The following is a 17,854-nucleotide window of genomic DNA, read 5'->3' as shown; positions in this document are numbered from 1 at the left end:
TTTGCTTCTAAACCACCATACCCTTATAGACGTAAAGAAAAACCGGGAGTTACAAATTTTCTGTAACTCCCGGTTGAATTCTACTATATTAATTTATCTTTCAAGAGCTTCCTTACGAAGCGTGTCAGCTTTATCTGTACGCTCCCATGGAAGATCTACATCTGTACGGCCAAAGTGACCATAAGCAGCAGTTTGCTTATAGATAGGACGTCTTAAATCAAGCATGTTAATGATTCCAGCTGGACGAAGATCGAAGTTATTACGTACAACCTCAATAAGGACTTCTTCACTTACTTCGCTAGTACCAAATGTATCAATAGAAATAGATACTGGATGTGCAACACCGATTGCATATGCAAGCTGTACTTCCACTTTATCTGCTAGACCTGCAGCAACCAGATTCTTCGCTACATAACGAGCAGCGTAAGCAGCTGAACGGTCAACCTTTGTAGGATCCTTACCAGAGAATGCACCGCCACCGTGACGAGCATAACCACCGTACGTATCTACAATAATCTTACGTCCTGTTAATCCAGCGTCACCTTGTGGTCCACCGATAACGAAACGACCTGTTGGGTTAATGAAATACTTTGTATTTTCATCAATTAACTCTTCTGGTACAACAGGGTTAATAACATACTCTTTAAGATTACGTTGAATTTGCTCCAAAGTTACTTCAGGATGATGCTGTGTTGAAATAACAATTGTATCAATACGAACTGGCTTATTATTTTCATCGTATTCAACTGTAACCTGAGTTTTACCGTCAGGACGAAGGTAAGGAAGGATATCATCCTTACGAACTTCAGTTAGTCTACGAGCTAGTTTATGTGCTAAAGAAATTGGAAGAGGCATAAGCTCCTTTGTCTCATTACAAGCAAAACCAAACATTAACCCTTGGTCACCTGCTCCAATTGCATCGATTTCCTCATCAGACATAGATCCTTCACGCGCTTCTAGTGCTTGGTCAACCCCCATTGCAATATCAGCTGATTGCTCATCAATTGAAGTTAAAACCGCACATGTTTCAGAATCGAAACCATATTTTGCACGAGTGTACCCAATTTCCTTAATTGTTTCACGAACAATCTTTGGAATATCTACGTATGTAGAAGTTGTAATTTCCCCAGCAACTAATACTAAACCTGTTGTTACTGACGTTTCTGCAGCAACACGAGCATTTGCGTCTTTTGCTAAGATAGCATCTAAAATTGAGTCTGAAATTTGGTCACTGATTTTATCTGGATGACCTTCAGTAACTGACTCGGATGTAAATAAACGACGTTTTTTTGACATCTCCTGACCTCCTATTTATTTATACTTGAGAAAAAGGTATGCTTATTATATCAACATAAACAAAACCTTCCATTTGATACGGAACTCATTCCCTAAGTAGTATGAAATAAACATGCCATTTTTATTATGAAGGTTTGAAAAATTACCCACCAAAAATAAAAACTTTATGCAAAATAAAAAACCTTCCCTGCTTGAGGAAAGGGTGATAGCAAAGTAATTTGCGCCTTTCGCTCTTATCGTTCAAGGACTAAAATCCTTGCCTCAGGTTAGCACCTTCTCTTTTATATTAATTACAGTTATCGTAATTAATTATTAAAGCAGGTTGCTGGGTTTCATAGGGCCTGTCCCTCCACCAGCTCGGGATAAGAGAGTATCCGTTCAATGTAGAATAATACCGTATCACGTCAAATACTGTCAACATCTTTATGAAAAAATAGTTGATTCATTCTTCAAATAATGAGCAACTGTTATAGAAGTAATAGCCTTCATACAGCCCAATCTCCCACAAATACCTTACCATCTGGATTAGTCATATGAATTTCCCTTCTAAGATCCACTGCCTTAAATTCGTCCCATTTGTTAATAGTATAGACTATTAGCTTAGATTCTTGTTTTTATGAAAAGAAAAGGCTAAAAAATAGGTAGAAAAAGATGTTTTTTCTTGCACCCTCTAATATTTTTATAAATAGTATAGACTAATTAAGTTAATGTGTTATACTAATTAAAAAATAACAAATAAAGGTAGGTAGTCATCAGATGAACTCTGTCCGTATTTCTAACCAATTAAGTGAATTGTTAGCCTCTGGTCATGTACATGTGCAACTATCTGTACCACAATTAGTCGAGAAGGTTCTTACTAGAAACGAAGGTGTCTTGACTTCGACAGGAGCAGTACGTGCAACAACAGGAAAATATACTGGTCGGTCTCCAAAGGACAAATACATTGTTGAAGAAGCTTCTACAAAGGACAAGATTGACTGGGGAGCTGTTAACCAACCAATCTCTCCAGAAGTGTTTGAACGGTTATATAATAAAGTACTAAGTTACTTGAAAGATAGAGATGAGTTATTTGTTTTTAAAGGGTTTGCTGGAGCAGATAAGAAACATCGTCTACCGATACAAGTGATAAATGAGTTTGCTTGGCATAATCTATTTGCCCACCAGTTATTCATTAGACCAACAGCAGAAGAGCTTTTGACTCATGAGGAACAATTCACAGTCATTTCGGCTCCAAACTTTAAAGCAGACCCGATTATGGATGGAACGAAGTCTGAGACTTTTATCATTGTCTCCTTTGAAAGAAAGACCGTATTAATCGGTGGTACCGAATATGCAGGGGAGATGAAGAAATCCATTTTCTCCATTATGAACTACTTACTGCCTGAAAATAATATTCTCCCTATGCACTGCTCAGCAAACGTCGGCGTTGAAGGAGATGTTGCTTTATTCTTCGGCTTATCAGGCACAGGTAAAACGACCTTATCTGCTGATGCGAATCGACGCTTAATCGGAGATGATGAACACGGCTGGTCAGCTAACGGTGTCTTTAATATTGAAGGAGGCTGCTACGCTAAGTGCATTAACCTTTCAAGAGAAAAGGAGCCTCAAATCTTCGACGCGATTCATTTTGGATCTGTGTTAGAAAACGTCGTGCTGAATAAGGAATCACGAGTCGCTGACTATGATGATGGAACATTAACTGAAAATACGCGTGCTGCTTATCCTATCCAATCTATTAGTAATATCGTGGATCCAAGTGTAGCTGGTCATCCTAATACAATTATATTCCTAACAGCAGACGCTTTTGGAGTACTACCTCCCATTGCAAAGCTATCTAAAGAACAAGCGATGTACCATTTCTTAAGCGGATACACATCAAAACTTGCTGGTACGGAACAAGGAATCACTTCACCGCAAGCAACATTTTCAACTTGCTTTGGCTCTCCATTCCTACCATTAGAAGCTACCCGCTATGCTGAAATGCTAGGATCCAAGATTGACGAACATAATGCGAAGGTATATCTAGTGAATACAGGCTGGACTGGTGGCGAGTATGGAGTCGGAAGTAGAATGAAGCTAACATACACTCGCTCCATGGTACAGGCAGCTCTTGAAGGGGAACTAAACCATGTAGAAACATGTAAAGATCCTATTTTTGGATTAGAGATTCCTCTTCATGTTCCTGGAGTGCCGGATGATGTTCTTCAGCCAAACCGAACATGGGCTGACCAAGAGGCGTACCAAATTAAAGCAAACGAATTAGCCACTAAATTCAAAGATAACTTCAAAAAATTTGCAAATGTTTCAGCACAGATTGTTGAAGAAGGCGGTCCTTTAGTCTAATTTTAAAAAAAGAGCGTAATCAGTCGATTACGCTCTTTTAATTAGATGAATGTAAGGAGATTAATTGATACTCGATCGTCGTTTTTTCAGCTTCTAATATTACTTTTTTGATTTTTGCCATGCCACTAACTTCCCCATCAATCGTTCTTCTGACCTCAAGAGGAATGTCTATTGGATATAAGCGATATCCTTCTTTAGTTAGCGTAAACAGGTTTTCCTCAAGTCTCTTTTCTCTACCTTTAGTAACAATCATAGTATTAAGCTCTAATGGCATACCCATAATGCTCCACTCCTTTTCTTATATTTTATCATTATTATGACTGTTTTTTCATCCATTGAGTTAAGTCTGCTACGACTTTTCGATTAATACTTGGAGGAAAATAATGTGTCAACTCCTCAAAATACCAGCTCTCTACTTTATGACGCAAATCCTTTAGCCTCTCTTCCAATCTTCTAGCATGGTCCACACTTACATTTTGATCCTTCGATCCATGAATAATTAAAATGGGACATCTTAATTGTTCTATCTCATACAAAGGGGTCCGAAATCTATATCTTTCTGGATATTTTGTCGGTGTACCACCAATCACCCTCTTCATCATTCTTCTCAAATCTTCTCTTTCTATATATGTAAGGTTCATATCACTTACTCCACCCCAGGTGACGAGAGAGGCTGTATCAGGAAACTTGATGGCTGTTAATAATGCCATCACCCCACCACGAGAAAATCCAAATACATGTACCCTTTTCACTCTTGAATGCTGCTGTAAGATACGATACCCTGCAAATGCATCTTCTCGATCATCTCCAGCAAAATCTTCATTTCCTTCTCCTCCTTGATTTCCTCGGTAGTACGGGGCAAAGACAATAAAACCTTCACTAGCAAATTGAACCAACCTGGATGGTCTTACCTTTCCTACACTTTTTATTCCACCCCTCAAATATAAGAAACCATCTAGAGGCTCATCGCCTTTAGGTTCTGCTAACATTCCTTTCACCTTATATCCATCTGAATAATACGTTACGATCGATAACTCCACATGAGGATGAGGTGAAGGAAACCTCTCCATATCAATAATTTCTAGAGTATACATCCCTTGTGTTACACTCCCTTACACATGTTTTTCATATAGGCATTCACACATTTTTTTCGACTTCATACGATATGTTAGGCTCCCAAACCGTTCACATAAAAAAGTTTATCTATTAAGGAGGTTATCCATAAAATGAAAAAGTCATTTAAGATTTTCTTTTCCATGTTATTAGTCGTCATTCTCATTATACCGATTGCTGCCTGTAGCAAGGAAGAAGTTCAAAAAGTACGTATTGGTGAAGTAACGCGTTCCATTTTCTATGCACCTGAATATGTTGCCATTGAAAAAGGTTTTTTTAAAGAAGAAGGATTAGATGTTGAGCTAACAACTACCTCAGGTGGAGACAAGACAATGACTGCCTTGTTATCCAATAGTATTGATGTTGCTCTCGTTGGTTCTGAAACATCTATTTACGTTTATGCTCAAGAAGCCAATGACCCAGTCATCAATTTTGCACAGCTCACACAAACAGATGGTACTTTCCTTGTATCTCGCGAAAAAATTGATAATTTTTCTTGGGATATGTTGAAGGGATCCACCTTTTTAGGTCAAAGAAAAGGTGGTATGCCACAAATGGTTGGGGAGTTCGTTCTAAAACAGCACGGGATTGATCCACATAACGACCTGAACCTAATCCAAAATATTGATTTTGCCAATATTTCCAGTGCCTTTGCTTCTGGAACGGGCGACTTTGTTCAACTTTTCGAACCAACTGCGAGTGTGTTTGAACAGGAAGGAAGAGGGCATATTGTCGCCTCATTCGGAACAGAGTCAGGCATGGTACCTTATACAACATTTATGTCAAAAGAAAGCTATATGATGGAAAACAAAGAAACCGTTGAAAAATTCGCAAAAGCTATTTATAAAGCACAAAAATGGGTTGCAGAAAATTCTGCAAAGGATATCGCTGAAGCGATTTCTCCTTACTTCGAAGATACCGACTTAACCTTAATTGAGACGGTGGTTGACCGATACAAGAGCCAGGGCTCTTACGCAACCAATCCAGTACTTGATGAAGCAGAGTGGGAAAACCTTCAAAATATTATGGATGAAGCAGGAGAGTTACCTAAGAGAGTGGATCACAGTGTTCTTGTTAATACCGTAATTGCTGAAGAAGTAATGAAATAAAATCACTAAATTTCGAGGTGGCCGACTATGAGCTTTTTGAAGCTAGAACATATTCATCACACGTATTTTACTAAGACCTCTGCTACAACGGCCCTCTCCGACATTTCACTCGAAGTCAAGGAAGGAGAATTCATTTCCTTCCTTGGTCCGAGCGGATGCGGAAAAACAACCCTACTATCAATTATAGCGGGATTATTTCAACCAACTGAGGGTACCATCCTGCTTGAGAATCAATCTGTTAACAAATCTAAGAAAAAGATCGGTTATATGCTACAGCAAGATTATTTATTTCCTTGGAAAACCATCGAGGAAAATATATTGCTAGGTTTAAAGATTTTTGGAAATGAAGACAGTGCTAAGAAAGAATATGCCTATTCTCTTCTTGAAGAAATGGGATTAAAGGGTTATGAAAAACAATATCCGAAGCAACTCTCTGGTGGAATGAGACAAAGGGTTGCACTAGTTAGAACTTTAGTAACAGAACCGAAGCTACTAATGCTAGATGAACCATTTTCTGCATTAGATTATCAAACAAAGCTTCGACTCGAGGATCTTGTGTCTGAGACATTGAAATCCTTCGGAAAAACCGCTATCCTCGTCACACATGATATTGGAGAAGCAATCGCCATGAGTGATCGAATTTATTTATTTTCTGCTCGTCCTGGGCAAATTCACAAGTCATTTAAGGTTCCAAAGGAGTTAAGAGAACTCTCACCTTTTCAAGCTAGAAATCACGAAAATTATACTCACCTATTTCAAGAAATATGGAAGGAGTTGGAATCCCTTGAATAATAAGCAATCAACGGAACTCCTTCATAAAAATTATATTAAAAAGCTCACCTATGAGAAGAGATGGGTCCGTTTTTACCAATTTGTCATCTTCTTTGTATTTTTCCTAGGTTGGGAGATTGCGAGCAAGAAACAATGGATTGATCCGTTAATCTTTAGTGCACCTTCAAAAGTATGGAATCTTTTCATTAGAAAAATCCAAGACGGCACACTAATGGTCGACCTTGGCTACACCTTATCAGAAACCGTTCTTGGTTTTATTTTAGGAACGCTTCTTGGAACCATTCTTGCTGCTATACTCTGGTGGTCACCCTTCCTGTCAAAGGTACTTGACCCCTATTTAGTGATTTTAAATGCTATGCCAAAGGTAGCCTTAGGTCCAATTTTAATCGTTGCACTCGGTCCGAGTATGACTTCTATTATTGCGATGGGTGCAATCATCTCGGTCATCATCACGACCATTGTCGTTTATACTGCCTTTAAAGAAGTGGATCCCAATTATATTAAGGTACTCCAAACATTTGGTGCCACAAGATCTCAATGCTTTAAAGAGGCCATACTTCCAGCTTGTTTTCCTACGATCATTTCAACACTGAAGGTGAATGTTGGACTCTCATGGGTTGGAGTCATTGTTGGAGAATTCCTTGTTTCGTCCAAAGGATTGGGTTACATGATAATTTATGGTTTTCAAGTATTTAATTTCACTCTTGTACTGCTCTCCTTATTGGTCATTGCCATATTCGCGACAATTATGTACCAGTTGGTTGAACTGTTAGAGAGAAAATTGATTAAAAGCAACTAAAAGAGGCGAAGGATCATCCTTGCCTCTTTTTTACAACAAATGTGTTTGTATGTAATGTAAACTCTTTTCAACCACTGAATCCTTCATAATAAAACTATATTCACCACTCAATCGATCACTTAGGTGTGGATCATCAATGAACACTGGCCCGTCCGTTTCTAGAAAGTCATCTTTCCTTATCAATTCCTTTATTTCTCCGAAGAAGATGGCTTTAACAAATCTCTCATCCTTGTTACGAACTTCATAATGACCAATTTTTATTAACTTATTTAACACTCCGCCTGTTTCTTCAAATACTTCTCGGGTTGCAGCTTCCTCTAACGTTTCCCCACGTTCCACTTTCCCACCAGGAAATTCCAAACCTCTTTTCTTATGCTTAGTCAGCACCCATCCATTTTTAAATTTACTTAGAATAAGAACATGTTTAACAACAGTGCCAAACTTATTTTCTCCAAATGAAAGCAACACTTGTGCTCCCAAATGGTCCCTAAACATTTCCATGAACCCTTCACCCTTAATTTTTCTATTTATTTACATAATAGCTGAAACCAATTGTTTTTCCAATCGTATATATGTCGAAGAGATTTAGGGGGGATAAAATGAAAAAGTTCTTGAAACCATTCGGTACCTTATTACTAGTATTATTACTAGCAGCCTGTTCACAAACAGCCACACCAACAGGAAATAATGAAAAAGACAGTAGCAGCAAAGAAACAAATTCAGATTTAACTCTTGAACAAGTATTTGAGAAGTCATTAAAAGCCTCTGAGGAATTACAAAGTTTCACTGTCGACATGGATCTTAGCCAAGAGATAACTGTAGCACAAGAAGAAGCGATGAAGATTGAATCTTCCATTACGATGGATGTTGTTACAGAACCAATGGCGTTTTACCAAAAAATGAACATGACAATGGGAGGTACTTCTGAAAGCTTTGCAACAGAAGCATACTTTTCAAAGGATGGAATGTTTATTTCAGATCCAACCACCAATACTTGGATGAAGTTCCCAAGTGAGATGTCTGATCAATTGCTACAACTATCTGATCAACAAACAAATCCTGCAGAAGAACTAAAAAATCTAAAGGAATATGTTAATGAATTTTCTTTCGAACAAGATAATAAGAATTACATCTTAACTCTACATGCTTCTGGGGAAGATCTTAGTGAATTGATCAAAGAGACAGCGATGGAAGGAATGCCCGCTGAGCTGACTGCTGACCCTGCCATTTTTGATGCGATGAAAATTAATGACGCTAAATTTGTATACCATATTGATAAAGAAACGTTTTATCCTGTTAAAACCGATGTGTACATGGATATGGAAATCTCAGCAGAAGGTGAAACTGTACACATGATTCAAGACATGAAAGGAACATACAACAAGTTTAACGAAGTTAATACAATTACCATTCCAAAAGAAGTATTAGAAACTGCTACAGAAATGGAAATGTAAATAGACAAACCGCTTTCGAATTACGTAAGCGGTTTGTTGTTTAATATGCCCATAGACTCAATATGCTTTTTAGCTTCGTCGTCCCCAAGATTATAAATCATGTTATACACTTGAACCGTAACAGAATCATAGGCATCATTTTGTCTGTCATGATGATATTGAACATATGGAACATGTGCACGAAAAAAGTTTTCCCAGTCGTTTGCATGATTTTGATCAAAATATTCACGAAGCTGAATGATTTCTTCATCTGTGGCTTCAATTTTAAAATTCCAAGGAGAACTCGTCTTGCTTTGTGTGATTTCTCCAGTACTTACCGTTATATAGTAAGTCTTTTTCTCATTATCCATGACCCACACTCCCTTTTTTATTATAATTAGCACAAGGAAATGATTTATTCCCTTTTTCCCAACACCTTATTGAAGAAAATTAAAGAATAGTTTACATATTTACGGGTATTGCTGAAGTATAATGATAACAATACCTTTATAATAAAAAATAAGGGAGGTGAAGAACGTGAAGCTTGTAGATGAAATATATGAGTTTTATCGGCACAAGTTAACTGGAGATGAAGAAGATATTGATATGCTTGCTTTTGCCTTTTTAGAGGAGTTAACGCAAGAGGATTTACTTAATATCATTAAAGATCTTGATAAGCAGGAATTGTACGATTTAGTTGGTGTCTATCTAATTGAAGGATTGAAAGGGAAATTTGCTCAAGAAGAATACGGCCAACGAAAAATCCCTAACTTCCAACAACGGAACTTTCACTAACGGTACATAGAAGAAAACGAAAGCACATATACAGAAGCTGACTAACATTAGTCAGCTTCCTTTATTTTACTTTATATAGATTCTGCAACAATAACTGACCAACCTTTACCTTTATAGGCATTATATCCTTCCGTTAACGAGTATGCGAAAATTTGATTATCCTCAATCGTATACCCTCGCGTCTCTCTTCCTGATAAAATATTCTGGACAGCTTTTAAATGAGTGAGCTTTGTTTTTAAAATTTCGGTACGGTCCTTAGAAGCTATAACATAACCTTCTGAATTGATTGCATAGAGCTTACTTTTTTCATCTGTTTGAACACGGTCAATAATGTCGTATATGTACTCCCAGTTAAATCGGGTAGTAAATACACCTATGACTTCTCCCGCATCATTTCGAACAGGACAGGAATATCCCATTGTGTACCCTTCAACAACTGAAGAATAGTACATATCTGTGACAAACACATCGTTTGTTTTTACCGTTTCTTGAAACCAATCCCGGTCACTCATATTCCGTCCTACTTGGCTTTGATTTTGTGCAGCAACCAGAATTTCTCCGGATAAATCAACAACGAACAAATCGAAATATACTTCATAAATCTTATAAATATTTTTCATGAATGCTTCCGCTGTCTTTTTTGAAGCAGAGGTAGGCTGAATTAAACATTCTTTTATCGCATCGAAGGTTGCCCATGCCTGAACATCACAATTTCTTTCAAATAAATTCCGATCGATTTTATCAATCGTATCATAGGCAATATCCACCGTTCGTAAAGCAATAATATTATTTGCTTTTGTTTGTATACTTTTGATAATGCTCTCACTTGCTTTGCTAGAATCTAAGCAATCTTGAGCAAACTTTTTAATTTCCTTCGCAACGACTGAAAATGCTCGTCCTGCCTCTCCCGCTCTTGCTGCCTCAATTCCTGAATTTAACGCTAATATATTGGATTTCATGGAAATGTCTTTAATATTTTGCATGACCCCTTCCATCTTACTATTTTCCTGCTTTAACTCATCCATCAGCACGGATACATTTAAATTTTTCTCTTGAGTACTAACCATAACCACTCATTCTCCTCTCAAACCGAACCTCAATGTTATGTTTTATGACATGATATGATAAATAATATCACAATTTCGAAAATATTGTCGATTTAGAGAATAGGAAATTTTTAAAATTATTGAATCTTTTGTACCATGTTCAAGTTACGGGTTCTCTTACCTATTACAAAAATCCAAAATGTATATTAAAATGACCATTCATTTGTATGTGAATTTGATGTTCCATTTTTTATTGATTCTTTTGACTTTGGCTCTGTAGTTATTCATTGATGATTTCGTATAGGTAAAAGAATGAATAGGCGGAGAATTTCCGGCTAATGTATATAGAGGACGCTTAAGAAGCAGAAATAAGCGGAGGAATTCCGGTTAACTGCTCTTAATAAGCCAAAATTCAAAGATTTGGATCACATAAGCGGAAAAACTCCGCTTATTCTTAAGGAAATATGGGTATTTCCCAATTTAAACGGAATTTTTCCGGTTATTTTTCAAGCACAGTGAAATCCAACATCAGTTTTATAACAGTTCCTTGGCTTAACATGCATTATACATTAGGTGGCACTTTGTAATATTCTTACACAACAAAAAGCCCTGCATTTCGCAGGACAAAATGTATACAAATATAAGGAGATTTTCAAATTTATATAAAAAGTGATAGTTATCTGAACCCGTTCCTGTTCAAGAGTTGTTTTTACAATTATACTGATTCACCTAGGTACGCTTTTAACATCCATACATGTTTTTCTAGTGTTGAATGAATGGCTAGGAACATGTCACCTGTTGCTTCATCGTTCATCTCTTCCGCTAGTGACATTCCACTTTTTAGTTCTTCAATTAACAATGAAAAATCATTTGATAGGCTTTGAACCATTTCAATCGCTGTTTCACTACCTGTAGATTCCTTGATACTCGATTTCTCTAAGTACTCCTTCATAGTAGCAATAGGCTCTCCACCTATGGATAGAAGTCTTTCTGCTAATTCGTCAATATGAATAGCGGCTTCATTATAAAACTCCTCAAATTTTGTATGCAGTGTAAAAAAGTCTTTCCCTTTTATATACCAGTGAAAATTATGTAGCTTGACAAATAACACGCTCCAGTTAGAGATTTGGCTATTCAACACATCATGCAGTTTATTATCCATATGATCTCCTCCTACCATTTTTATTCATGCCATTACTCCCATTGTTATATTACCCAGAATGGACAAGATAAAACGTTTTGCTAAGTGACAAATAATTAAAGTTCTTAATCACACATGCTAAAATAGAATGGGAGAAAGGAGGAATAATATGATAACTGTTCTAATTATTTGTCTCATAATTGTAGGTATTGTTTTACTATTATCGGTTGTCACAACTTCAAAGGCCTATTCATATAAACATACCGTTGATTCACTTGAGGATAACCCAAATATACATAAAGAAATCGATCAAAAAAAAGAAGAGTGAGGGTATCTTAGTGAATATACTTTCTATTTTTGTTGGAATTATTTTCTTCCTAAACATTTTACTTGCTATCATTGTCATTTTTTTAGAAAGAAGAGATCCTAGTGCCACCTGGGCTTGGATTTTAGTACTATTTTTCATTCCTGTACTCGGTTTTATTATGTATTTACTATTTGGACAGAATTTGAGCAGAAAGAAAATGTTTTATTGGGAAGATCGTGACAAAGTAGGAATAGAGCCTTTAATCGAAGAGCAGATTTCACAATTGAATCAAAGAAGCTTTCCTTTCCAAAATTCAACCGAGGAAAAAAGTCGAGACCTCATTCATATGCATTTAATTAATAATGCTGCCATGTTTTCTCGAAATAACGACATTCAAATCTTTACTGATGGTAAAGAAAAATTCCACTCACTCTTTCATGACATAGAACAAGCTCGAGATCATATTCATTTGCAATACTATATCATCAAAAACGACGAACTCGGCAGAAGGTTAATGAACGTATTATCACAAAAGGCACGAGCTGGAGTAAAGGTTCGAGTTCTTTACGATGAGCTAGGGTCTCGATCATTAAGAAAGTCTTTTTTCAAGGAGTTGCGTCGAGCTGGAGGAGAGGTAGAAGCCTTCTTCCCTTCAAAACTTCCTTTAATCAATTTGCGATTAAATTATCGTAATCATCGTAAGCTTGCGATCATTGATGGGACAATCGGTTATGTGGGCGGATTCAATGTGGGAGATGAATATTTAGGATTAAATAAAAGATTCGGATACTGGCGTGATACACATGTTCGGATTGTCGGTGAAGCTGTGCACCCTATACAAACTAGGTTTATTCTCGATTGGAATCAAGCTTCCTACCGTCACGATATTAACTATTCCCCTCGATACTTTCAACAACTAAGAAATAGTGGGGATGTGGGCCTACAAATTGTAACAAGCGGACCTGACTCAGAGTGGGAACAAATAAAAAACGGATATATAAAAATGATTTCTTTAGCAAAAGAAACCATTTTTATTCAAACACCATACTTTATTCCTGACACGAGCCTTTTAGACGCATTAAGAATCGCTTCTTTATGTGGAGTCGATGTTAAAATTATGATCCCAAATAAGCCAGATCATATGTTTGTTTATTGGGCTACCTATTTTTATGTTGGAGAAATGCTGAAGGCTGGGGCAAAAATTTATATTTATGAAAAAGGATTTATCCATTCGAAATCTATTGTCGTGGATAATGAAATTGCTTCTGTTGGGACAGCTAATATTGATGTGCGAAGCTTCCGACTGAATTTTGAAGTAAATGCATTTATCTATAATCGAGAATTTTCCAGCATACTAATGGATCAATTTTCAGAGGATATGAAATCCTCAACAGAGCTTACTCTTGAAAATTATATGAAAAGACCACTGAAGATTCGTCTAAAAGAATCTGTATCAAGACTGTTATCTCCTATCTTATAAAAAAAAGCCGAGCAAAAAAAATGCTCGGCTAAATTTTTATGCAAATACCTGTTTCAAATCTTCTTTTGATTGTTCAAGCCAAAAACGCATTAATCGTTTAGCTCCCTCAAGGTCATGAAGCTTCGCTTGCCCACATTGTGTTTCATTAGCTGCAGGAATCTCAACGATTTCCACCGCTGATTTCATCGTATCCTCTAATAGATCAATAATTTCTTCTACCGAAGGCTCCCCACTCACCACTAGGTAATAGCCTGTTTGACATCCCATTGGAGAGATATCAATAATATCAAAATGGCTGTATTTTTCAGCATGCTCACGAAGATTAAATGCTAATAAGTGTTCCAGTGTATGAATAACATCTGGCTTCATAGCTTGCTTATTCGGCTGACAGAATCGAATATCAAATTTATTAACAACTCCATCAGTTCCCACTTTATGTACTCCACAATGTCTTACATACGGGGCTTTCACTGCATTATGATCTAATTCAAAGCTTTCTACAGAAGGCATATACTCCACTCCTAATCATTCAATTTCTTTTATCAGTATACAACAATTATTACGCATTATCTCTACATACCCACATACCATTTTTTAGACTAATTTCCCTATCTATGTTATGTTGTTCGTAAATAGGAAGAGGAAAGTGAGAGATTTACATGTTAAAAAAGGCGATGATTGCCTTTATCCGTTTCTACCAAGTTGCCATATCTCCGCTCAAGCCGCCAAGTTGCCGCTTCTATCCAACATGCTCACACTATGGTTTAGAGGCCATCGAAAGATTTGGACCGATAAAAGGTGGATACCTAACCATCAAGCGATTATTAAAATGTCATCCTTTTCATCCAGGTGGGTTTGATTATGTTCCTGAAAAAAAGGAAAGAAAGAACTAGATGTTCTCATACCCATTTTCGACAGCGTCTAATCTACCTGTTGCAGGGTCAATGACAAGTCCATGTACAGGAACTCCTTTTGGAAGAAGAGGATGCTTCTTAATCATGTCCACACTATGCTTTACGCTATCAGACACATTGTCAAATCCATGCATCCATTCAGAGACGTTAATGCCAGAGTAGTTAAGCATATCAAGCGTCTCTTGCGTGATTCCCCGCTCTTTCATGCTTTCGATCACTACATCAGCCTTCATTCCACTCATTCCACAATCATAATGACCAATAACTAGGATTTCGTCTGCTTGCAACTGATACACCGCAACAAGTAAACTTCTCATAATACTTCCAAACGGATGCATAACTAGTGCACCAGCATTTTTAACAATCTTTACATCCCCATTGGACACGTTCATTGCTTTTGGTAATAGCTCTAATAATCTTGTGTCCATACATGTTAAAATAACAAGTCGTTTGTTCGGAAATTTTGTTGTTGTAAATTCCTCATACCGTTTTTCGGAAACAAACTCCTGATTATATTGTAAAATCTCATCTAACAGTCTCATCCTGGTTACCCCCTTTTTTGTACTTATGACTATAATACAAGATAATTGCAAAACTAGACAATTTTTATGGTTGCATAATTCTCTACAATTAGGTAATATAACTAATGTAAATCGTAACCGTTTCGGATTATCTATTAAAATACCAAACTCCATCTATTCTTATATACTTTAAATCGAAATAATTACGTTTTATTTATAATCGAGAGGAGAGTAAGTATGTTTCGTAAATATACAGCATTCGTTTTTATGATACTCATTGCCACATTTTTAGCAGGTTGTCAGGGAGATACAGCGGAAAGTAGCCAAGAAGACGATAAACTATCAATCTATACAACCGTTTATCCATTACAGTACTTCACAGAACGTATTGGTGGAGATTTAGTAAATGTCCAATCCATTTATCCTAATGGTGCAGATGAACACTCTTATGAGCCATCTCAAAAGGATATGATTGATCTTGCCGATTCTGACCTTTTCTTTTACATTGGCTTAGGTTTAGAAGGATTCGTTTCAAAGGCAGAGAAAGCATTAAAGAATGAAAACGTCACGTTAGTAGCCACTGCTGAACATATCACTTTCGAAGAGCATGCCGAAGAAACTGAAGAAGAACATGCTCATGAAGAAACGTCAGAAGAGCATGCTCATGAAGAAGAGGATGAACATAACCACGGTGATGTAGACCCTCATGTATGGCTTGATCCAATTTACGCCATTAGCTTAGCGGAAGAAATTAAAGAACAGCTTCTTGAAAAATTACCAGATGATAAAGAGCAAATCGAAGAAAATTTCGCAGCACTAGAAAAAGAATTACAGCAATTAAATGACGATTTTACTGAAGTAACAAGCACAGCAAAACATAAGGAATTTTTAGTGTCCCACGCCGCATTCGGTTATTGGTCTGAGCGTTACGGGCTTGAGCAAATCAGCGTATCTGGTTTAGCTTCAACAAATGAACCTACTCAAAAGGAGCTTGAAAATATTATCGCTGAAGCCGAGGAACATGATCTACATTATATTTTCTTTGAGCAAAATGTAAGCTCAAAGCTAACTGAAATTGTTCAAAAGGAAATTGGGGCAGAACCATTAACCCTTCATAATCTATCAACCTTAACCGATGAAGATGTAAAAGAAGAACGCACGTATTTTACCATTATGAAAGATAATTTGGAAGCATTGCAAACCGCTTTAAACGAATAGTGTAAAGTCAACCCCCTCGGTTTTCGAGGGGGTTTTGCTGTTCTTAGATCCATTATCTGTCACGATATTGCCTTATTTCTTGTAAATAGAGGAAAAGATTACATATTTATTTTTAATTAGAAAAGAATAACTTGGTGAGTATATTGAAAGGGAGATTTTTATGGATGATTTACTAATTGCGCGCTCGCTATTCGGAACTACTATGGGTTTTCATATTATTTTTGCCACGATCGGAGTAGGTTTGCCATTTATGATGCTTACGGCTGAGCTCATGTACCAAAAAACGAAAGACCAAGAGTACGTAGTTATGGCTAAGCGCTGGACAAAAGCTTTTGCCGTACTTCTTGGTGTAGGGATCCCAACAGGTACAATTGCTGGAGTTCAACTTTCTTTATTATGGCCAGGCTTTATGGAAGTCATCGGTGTCGTCATGGCCCTTCCCTTCCAAATTGAAATCTATGCTTTCTTTATTGAAGCTCTATTTATGTCCATTTATGTATATGCCGCTGAACGTATTCCTCCTTGGGCTAGAATCACAAGTTTGGTACTTGTAGCGATTGGTGCTTTAGCATCTGCTGTTCTCATAACAAATGTACATGCCTGGGAAGGGACACCCACTGGATTTCGAATCGAAAACGGTATCATAACCGATGTTGATCCATGGGCAGCATTTTTTAACCCGAGCTTTATTGTCACAGCCGGACATGTCGCTTTATCTGCCTATACAACAGGTGCATTTGTAATTGCGTCCGTATCAGCCTATAAACTATGGCGCACTGAATTTAATACACGCATCTACCATTTTCACAAAAAAGCATTAACGCTAAGTCTCATTGTTGGAGGAGTATTTTCTCTATTAACCGCCATAAACGGACATGAATCCGCTCAATATTTGCATGAATATCAACCTGAAAAACTTGCAGCAGCAGAAGGATTATTTGAAACTCAATCTCATGCCCCTCTCGTTATCGGAGGGTTTACTGACCGAGAAACCGAAGAGGTTAAGTACGCTATTCACATTCCTTGGGCACTTAGCTTTTTAGCAGGAAATAGCTTTGATACCGTCGTTAAGGGACTTAAAGAATGGCCGGAAGAAGAATGGCCACCGCTTTTTGTTCACACCCTTTTCAATGGAATGGTCGGCATTGGATCTTTACTAATCTTATTACCTTTACTCGCGTTACTTTGGATAAAATTTTTGAAAAAAGACAAATATCCTCGTTGGATTCTTTCGACCTTTATTGCCTCAGGCCCTTTAGCAGTACTCGCGATTGAATTTGGATGGATTTTTGCTTGTACAGGAAGACAACCTTGGACAATTTATCGTGTCCTGTCAACGGCCGATTCGGCGACAACAGCGACAAATTTAGGCATCTTATTTCTAGCATTTGTATCTGTATACATCATTCTAGGAGTTTCTGTTGTATTTGTCCTTTTATATTATTTTAGAAAGAACACGGTTGCTGATGATTTACATCGAGCCGAACAAAAAGGTGTACCGCTATATGGATCCAATACGTAACGAGGCACCATTTTAATGGAGGAGT

At 37.2% G+C, this 17,854-nt stretch carries 20 protein-coding genes and 1 riboswitch; of the genes, 11 read left to right on the top strand and 9 right to left on the bottom strand.

Features of this window, described 5'->3' with window-relative positions; genetic code table 11:
- Positions 1 to 93 precede the first annotated feature (93 nt).
- A complete protein-coding gene (gene metK, locus M3175_RS00295) occupies positions 94 to 1,296 on the bottom strand; it encodes a methionine adenosyltransferase (RefSeq protein ID WP_251513370.1) in 1,203 nt (400 codons plus the stop codon).
- 230 nt (positions 1,297 to 1,526) lie between these two features.
- Positions 1,527 to 1,665: riboswitch (SAM riboswitch) on the bottom strand.
- Between the two features lie 387 nt (positions 1,666 to 2,052).
- On the opposite strand from metK, the gene pckA reads away from it, so the two are divergent.
- Positions 2,053 to 3,639, top strand: a complete 1,587-nt coding sequence (gene pckA / locus M3175_RS00290; RefSeq protein WP_251513369.1) for a phosphoenolpyruvate carboxykinase (ATP) — start codon at positions 2,053 to 2,055, stop codon at positions 3,637 to 3,639.
- 37 nt (positions 3,640 to 3,676) lie between these two features.
- Here pckA and M3175_RS00285 read toward each other — a convergent pair whose 3' ends face one another.
- Together M3175_RS00285 and M3175_RS00280 are read right to left on the bottom strand one after the other, a co-directional pair.
- Positions 3,677 to 3,919 (bottom strand): DUF2584 domain-containing protein, encoded by a 243-nt coding sequence (locus M3175_RS00285; protein WP_251513367.1) that lies wholly within the window; start codon positions 3,917 to 3,919, stop codon positions 3,677 to 3,679.
- A gap of 34 nt (positions 3,920 to 3,953) precedes the next feature.
- Positions 3,954 to 4,733: an alpha/beta hydrolase family protein gene (locus M3175_RS00280; RefSeq protein WP_251513365.1), complete on the bottom strand. Its 780-nt coding sequence runs from the start codon at positions 4,731 to 4,733 to the stop codon at positions 3,954 to 3,956.
- 132 nt (positions 4,734 to 4,865) lie between these two features.
- Between M3175_RS00280 and M3175_RS00275 the strand changes: the two genes are divergently transcribed.
- The 3 genes from M3175_RS00275 to M3175_RS00265 are packed head-to-tail and all read left to right on the top strand — an operon-like array spanning position 4,866 to position 7,452.
- Positions 4,866 to 5,861 (top strand): ABC transporter substrate-binding protein, encoded by a 996-nt coding sequence (locus M3175_RS00275; protein ID WP_251513363.1) that lies wholly within the window; start codon positions 4,866 to 4,868, stop codon positions 5,859 to 5,861.
- 27 nt (positions 5,862 to 5,888) lie between these two features.
- Positions 5,889 to 6,653 carry an ABC transporter ATP-binding protein gene (locus M3175_RS00270; protein ID WP_251513362.1) on the top strand — a complete coding sequence of 255 codons (765 nt, stop codon included), beginning with the start codon at positions 5,889 to 5,891 and terminating at the stop codon, positions 6,651 to 6,653.
- The gene (locus M3175_RS00265; protein ID WP_251513359.1) at positions 6,646 to 7,452 is read left to right on the top strand and encodes an ABC transporter permease; all 807 of its coding nucleotides are present in this window, start codon (positions 6,646 to 6,648) and stop codon (positions 7,450 to 7,452) included. The genes M3175_RS00270 and M3175_RS00265 overlap by 8 nt, the downstream gene beginning before the upstream one ends.
- Before the next feature lie 30 nt (positions 7,453 to 7,482).
- Here the strand turns inward: M3175_RS00265 and ytkD are convergent, their stop codons facing one another.
- Entirely contained in the window at positions 7,483 to 7,953 is a 471-nt protein-coding gene (gene ytkD, locus M3175_RS00260; protein ID WP_251513356.1) for an RNA deprotection pyrophosphohydrolase, read from the bottom strand.
- Positions 7,954 to 8,051: 98 nt separating this feature from the next.
- Between ytkD and M3175_RS00255 the strand changes: the two genes are divergently transcribed.
- A complete protein-coding gene (locus M3175_RS00255) occupies positions 8,052 to 8,906 on the top strand; it encodes a DUF6612 family protein (RefSeq protein WP_251513353.1) in 855 nt (284 codons plus the stop codon).
- 20 nt (positions 8,907 to 8,926) lie between these two features.
- Here the strand turns inward: M3175_RS00255 and M3175_RS00250 are convergent, their stop codons facing one another.
- Complete coding sequence (locus M3175_RS00250; RefSeq protein ID WP_251513350.1) at positions 8,927 to 9,256, bottom strand: hydrolase; 330 nt, start codon at positions 9,254 to 9,256, stop codon at positions 8,927 to 8,929.
- 166 nt (positions 9,257 to 9,422) lie between these two features.
- Here M3175_RS00250 and M3175_RS00245 point away from each other — a divergent pair, with 166 nt between their 5' ends.
- The gene (locus M3175_RS00245; RefSeq protein ID WP_119709552.1) at positions 9,423 to 9,680 is read left to right on the top strand and encodes a DUF6154 family protein; all 258 of its coding nucleotides are present in this window, start codon (positions 9,423 to 9,425) and stop codon (positions 9,678 to 9,680) included.
- 71 nt (positions 9,681 to 9,751) lie between these two features.
- Here M3175_RS00245 and M3175_RS00240 read toward each other — a convergent pair whose 3' ends face one another.
- Both M3175_RS00240 and M3175_RS00235 read right to left on the bottom strand, forming a co-directional pair.
- Entirely contained in the window at positions 9,752 to 10,747 is a 996-nt protein-coding gene (locus M3175_RS00240) for a methyl-accepting chemotaxis protein (RefSeq protein WP_251513348.1), read from the bottom strand.
- 694 nt (positions 10,748 to 11,441) lie between these two features.
- Entirely contained in the window at positions 11,442 to 11,888 is a 447-nt protein-coding gene (locus tag M3175_RS00235; RefSeq protein ID WP_251513346.1) for a Dps family protein, read from the bottom strand.
- Between the two features lie 148 nt (positions 11,889 to 12,036).
- Here M3175_RS00235 and ytzI point away from each other — a divergent pair, with 148 nt between their 5' ends.
- Both ytzI and cls read left to right on the top strand, forming a co-directional pair.
- Positions 12,037 to 12,195, top strand: coding sequence for a YtzI protein (gene ytzI / locus M3175_RS00230; protein WP_251513344.1), 159 nt, complete (start codon positions 12,037 to 12,039; stop codon positions 12,193 to 12,195).
- A gap of 10 nt (positions 12,196 to 12,205) precedes the next feature.
- Positions 12,206 to 13,654 (top strand): cardiolipin synthase, encoded by a 1,449-nt coding sequence (cls, locus tag M3175_RS00225; protein WP_251513342.1) that lies wholly within the window; start codon positions 12,206 to 12,208, stop codon positions 13,652 to 13,654.
- Positions 13,655 to 13,690: 36 nt separating this feature from the next.
- Here cls and M3175_RS00220 read toward each other — a convergent pair whose 3' ends face one another.
- Positions 13,691 to 14,164, bottom strand: coding sequence for an S-ribosylhomocysteine lyase (locus M3175_RS00220; protein WP_251513341.1), 474 nt, complete (start codon positions 14,162 to 14,164; stop codon positions 13,691 to 13,693).
- A 149-nt stretch (positions 14,165 to 14,313) separates the two neighbouring features.
- On the opposite strand from M3175_RS00220, the gene yidD reads away from it, so the two are divergent.
- Entirely contained in the window at positions 14,314 to 14,547 is a 234-nt protein-coding gene (gene yidD, locus M3175_RS00215; RefSeq protein WP_251513339.1) for a membrane protein insertion efficiency factor YidD, read from the top strand.
- Here the strand turns inward: yidD and M3175_RS00210 are convergent.
- Entirely contained in the window at positions 14,544 to 15,110 is a 567-nt protein-coding gene (locus M3175_RS00210) for a beta-class carbonic anhydrase (protein ID WP_251513337.1), read from the bottom strand. The genes yidD and M3175_RS00210 overlap by 4 nt on opposite strands.
- Before the next feature lie 216 nt (positions 15,111 to 15,326).
- On the opposite strand from M3175_RS00210, the gene M3175_RS00205 reads away from it, so the two are divergent.
- Entirely contained in the window at positions 15,327 to 16,307 is a 981-nt protein-coding gene (locus M3175_RS00205) for a metal ABC transporter solute-binding protein, Zn/Mn family (protein ID WP_251513336.1), read from the top strand.
- A 160-nt stretch (positions 16,308 to 16,467) separates the two neighbouring features.
- Positions 16,468 to 17,829, top strand: a complete 1,362-nt coding sequence (locus M3175_RS00200; protein WP_251513334.1) for a cytochrome ubiquinol oxidase subunit I — start codon at positions 16,468 to 16,470, stop codon at positions 17,827 to 17,829.
- Positions 17,830 to 17,854 lie beyond the last annotated feature (25 nt).

It is taken from the genome of Robertmurraya korlensis, assembly GCF_023715225.1.
GTDB lineage: Bacteria > Bacillota > Bacilli > Bacillales > Cytobacillaceae > Robertmurraya_A.
The sequence above is the reverse complement of the archived record's forward strand: the minus strand, read 5'-3'. Positions and strand labels throughout refer to the sequence as shown.

Bases quoted from the DNA above. Each gene is read 5' to 3' on its own strand.
- metK (WP_251513370.1), bottom strand. From the start codon at position 1,296: ATGTCAAAAAAACGTCGTTTATTTACATCCGAGTCAGTTACTGAAGGT.
- pckA (WP_251513369.1), top strand. From the start codon at position 2,053: ATGAACTCTGTCCGTATTTCTAACCAATTAAGTGAATTGTTAGCCTCT.
- M3175_RS00285 (WP_251513367.1), bottom strand. From the start codon at position 3,919: ATGGGTATGCCATTAGAGCTTAATACTATGATTGTTACTAAAGGTAGA.
- M3175_RS00280 (WP_251513365.1), bottom strand. From the start codon at position 4,733: ATGTATACTCTAGAAATTATTGATATGGAGAGGTTTCCTTCACCTCAT.
- M3175_RS00275 (WP_251513363.1), top strand. From the start codon at position 4,866: ATGAAAAAGTCATTTAAGATTTTCTTTTCCATGTTATTAGTCGTCATT.
- M3175_RS00270 (WP_251513362.1), top strand. From the start codon at position 5,889: ATGAGCTTTTTGAAGCTAGAACATATTCATCACACGTATTTTACTAAG.
- ytkD (WP_251513356.1), bottom strand. From the start codon at position 7,953: ATGGAAATGTTTAGGGACCATTTGGGAGCACAAGTGTTGCTTTCATTT.
- M3175_RS00255 (WP_251513353.1), top strand. From the start codon at position 8,052: ATGAAAAAGTTCTTGAAACCATTCGGTACCTTATTACTAGTATTATTA.
- M3175_RS00250 (WP_251513350.1), bottom strand. From the start codon at position 9,256: ATGGATAATGAGAAAAAGACTTACTATATAACGGTAAGTACTGGAGAA.
- M3175_RS00240 (WP_251513348.1), bottom strand. From the start codon at position 10,747: ATGGTTAGTACTCAAGAGAAAAATTTAAATGTATCCGTGCTGATGGAT.
- M3175_RS00235 (WP_251513346.1), bottom strand. From the start codon at position 11,888: ATGGATAATAAACTGCATGATGTGTTGAATAGCCAAATCTCTAACTGG.
- ytzI (WP_251513344.1), top strand. From the start codon at position 12,037: ATGATAACTGTTCTAATTATTTGTCTCATAATTGTAGGTATTGTTTTA.
- M3175_RS00220 (WP_251513341.1), bottom strand. From the start codon at position 14,164: ATGCCTTCTGTAGAAAGCTTTGAATTAGATCATAATGCAGTGAAAGCC.
- yidD (WP_251513339.1), top strand. From the start codon at position 14,314: ATGTTAAAAAAGGCGATGATTGCCTTTATCCGTTTCTACCAAGTTGCC.
- M3175_RS00210 (WP_251513337.1), bottom strand. From the start codon at position 15,110: ATGAGACTGTTAGATGAGATTTTACAATATAATCAGGAGTTTGTTTCC.
- M3175_RS00205 (WP_251513336.1), top strand. From the start codon at position 15,327: ATGTTTCGTAAATATACAGCATTCGTTTTTATGATACTCATTGCCACA.
- M3175_RS00200 (WP_251513334.1), top strand. From the start codon at position 16,468: ATGGATGATTTACTAATTGCGCGCTCGCTATTCGGAACTACTATGGGT.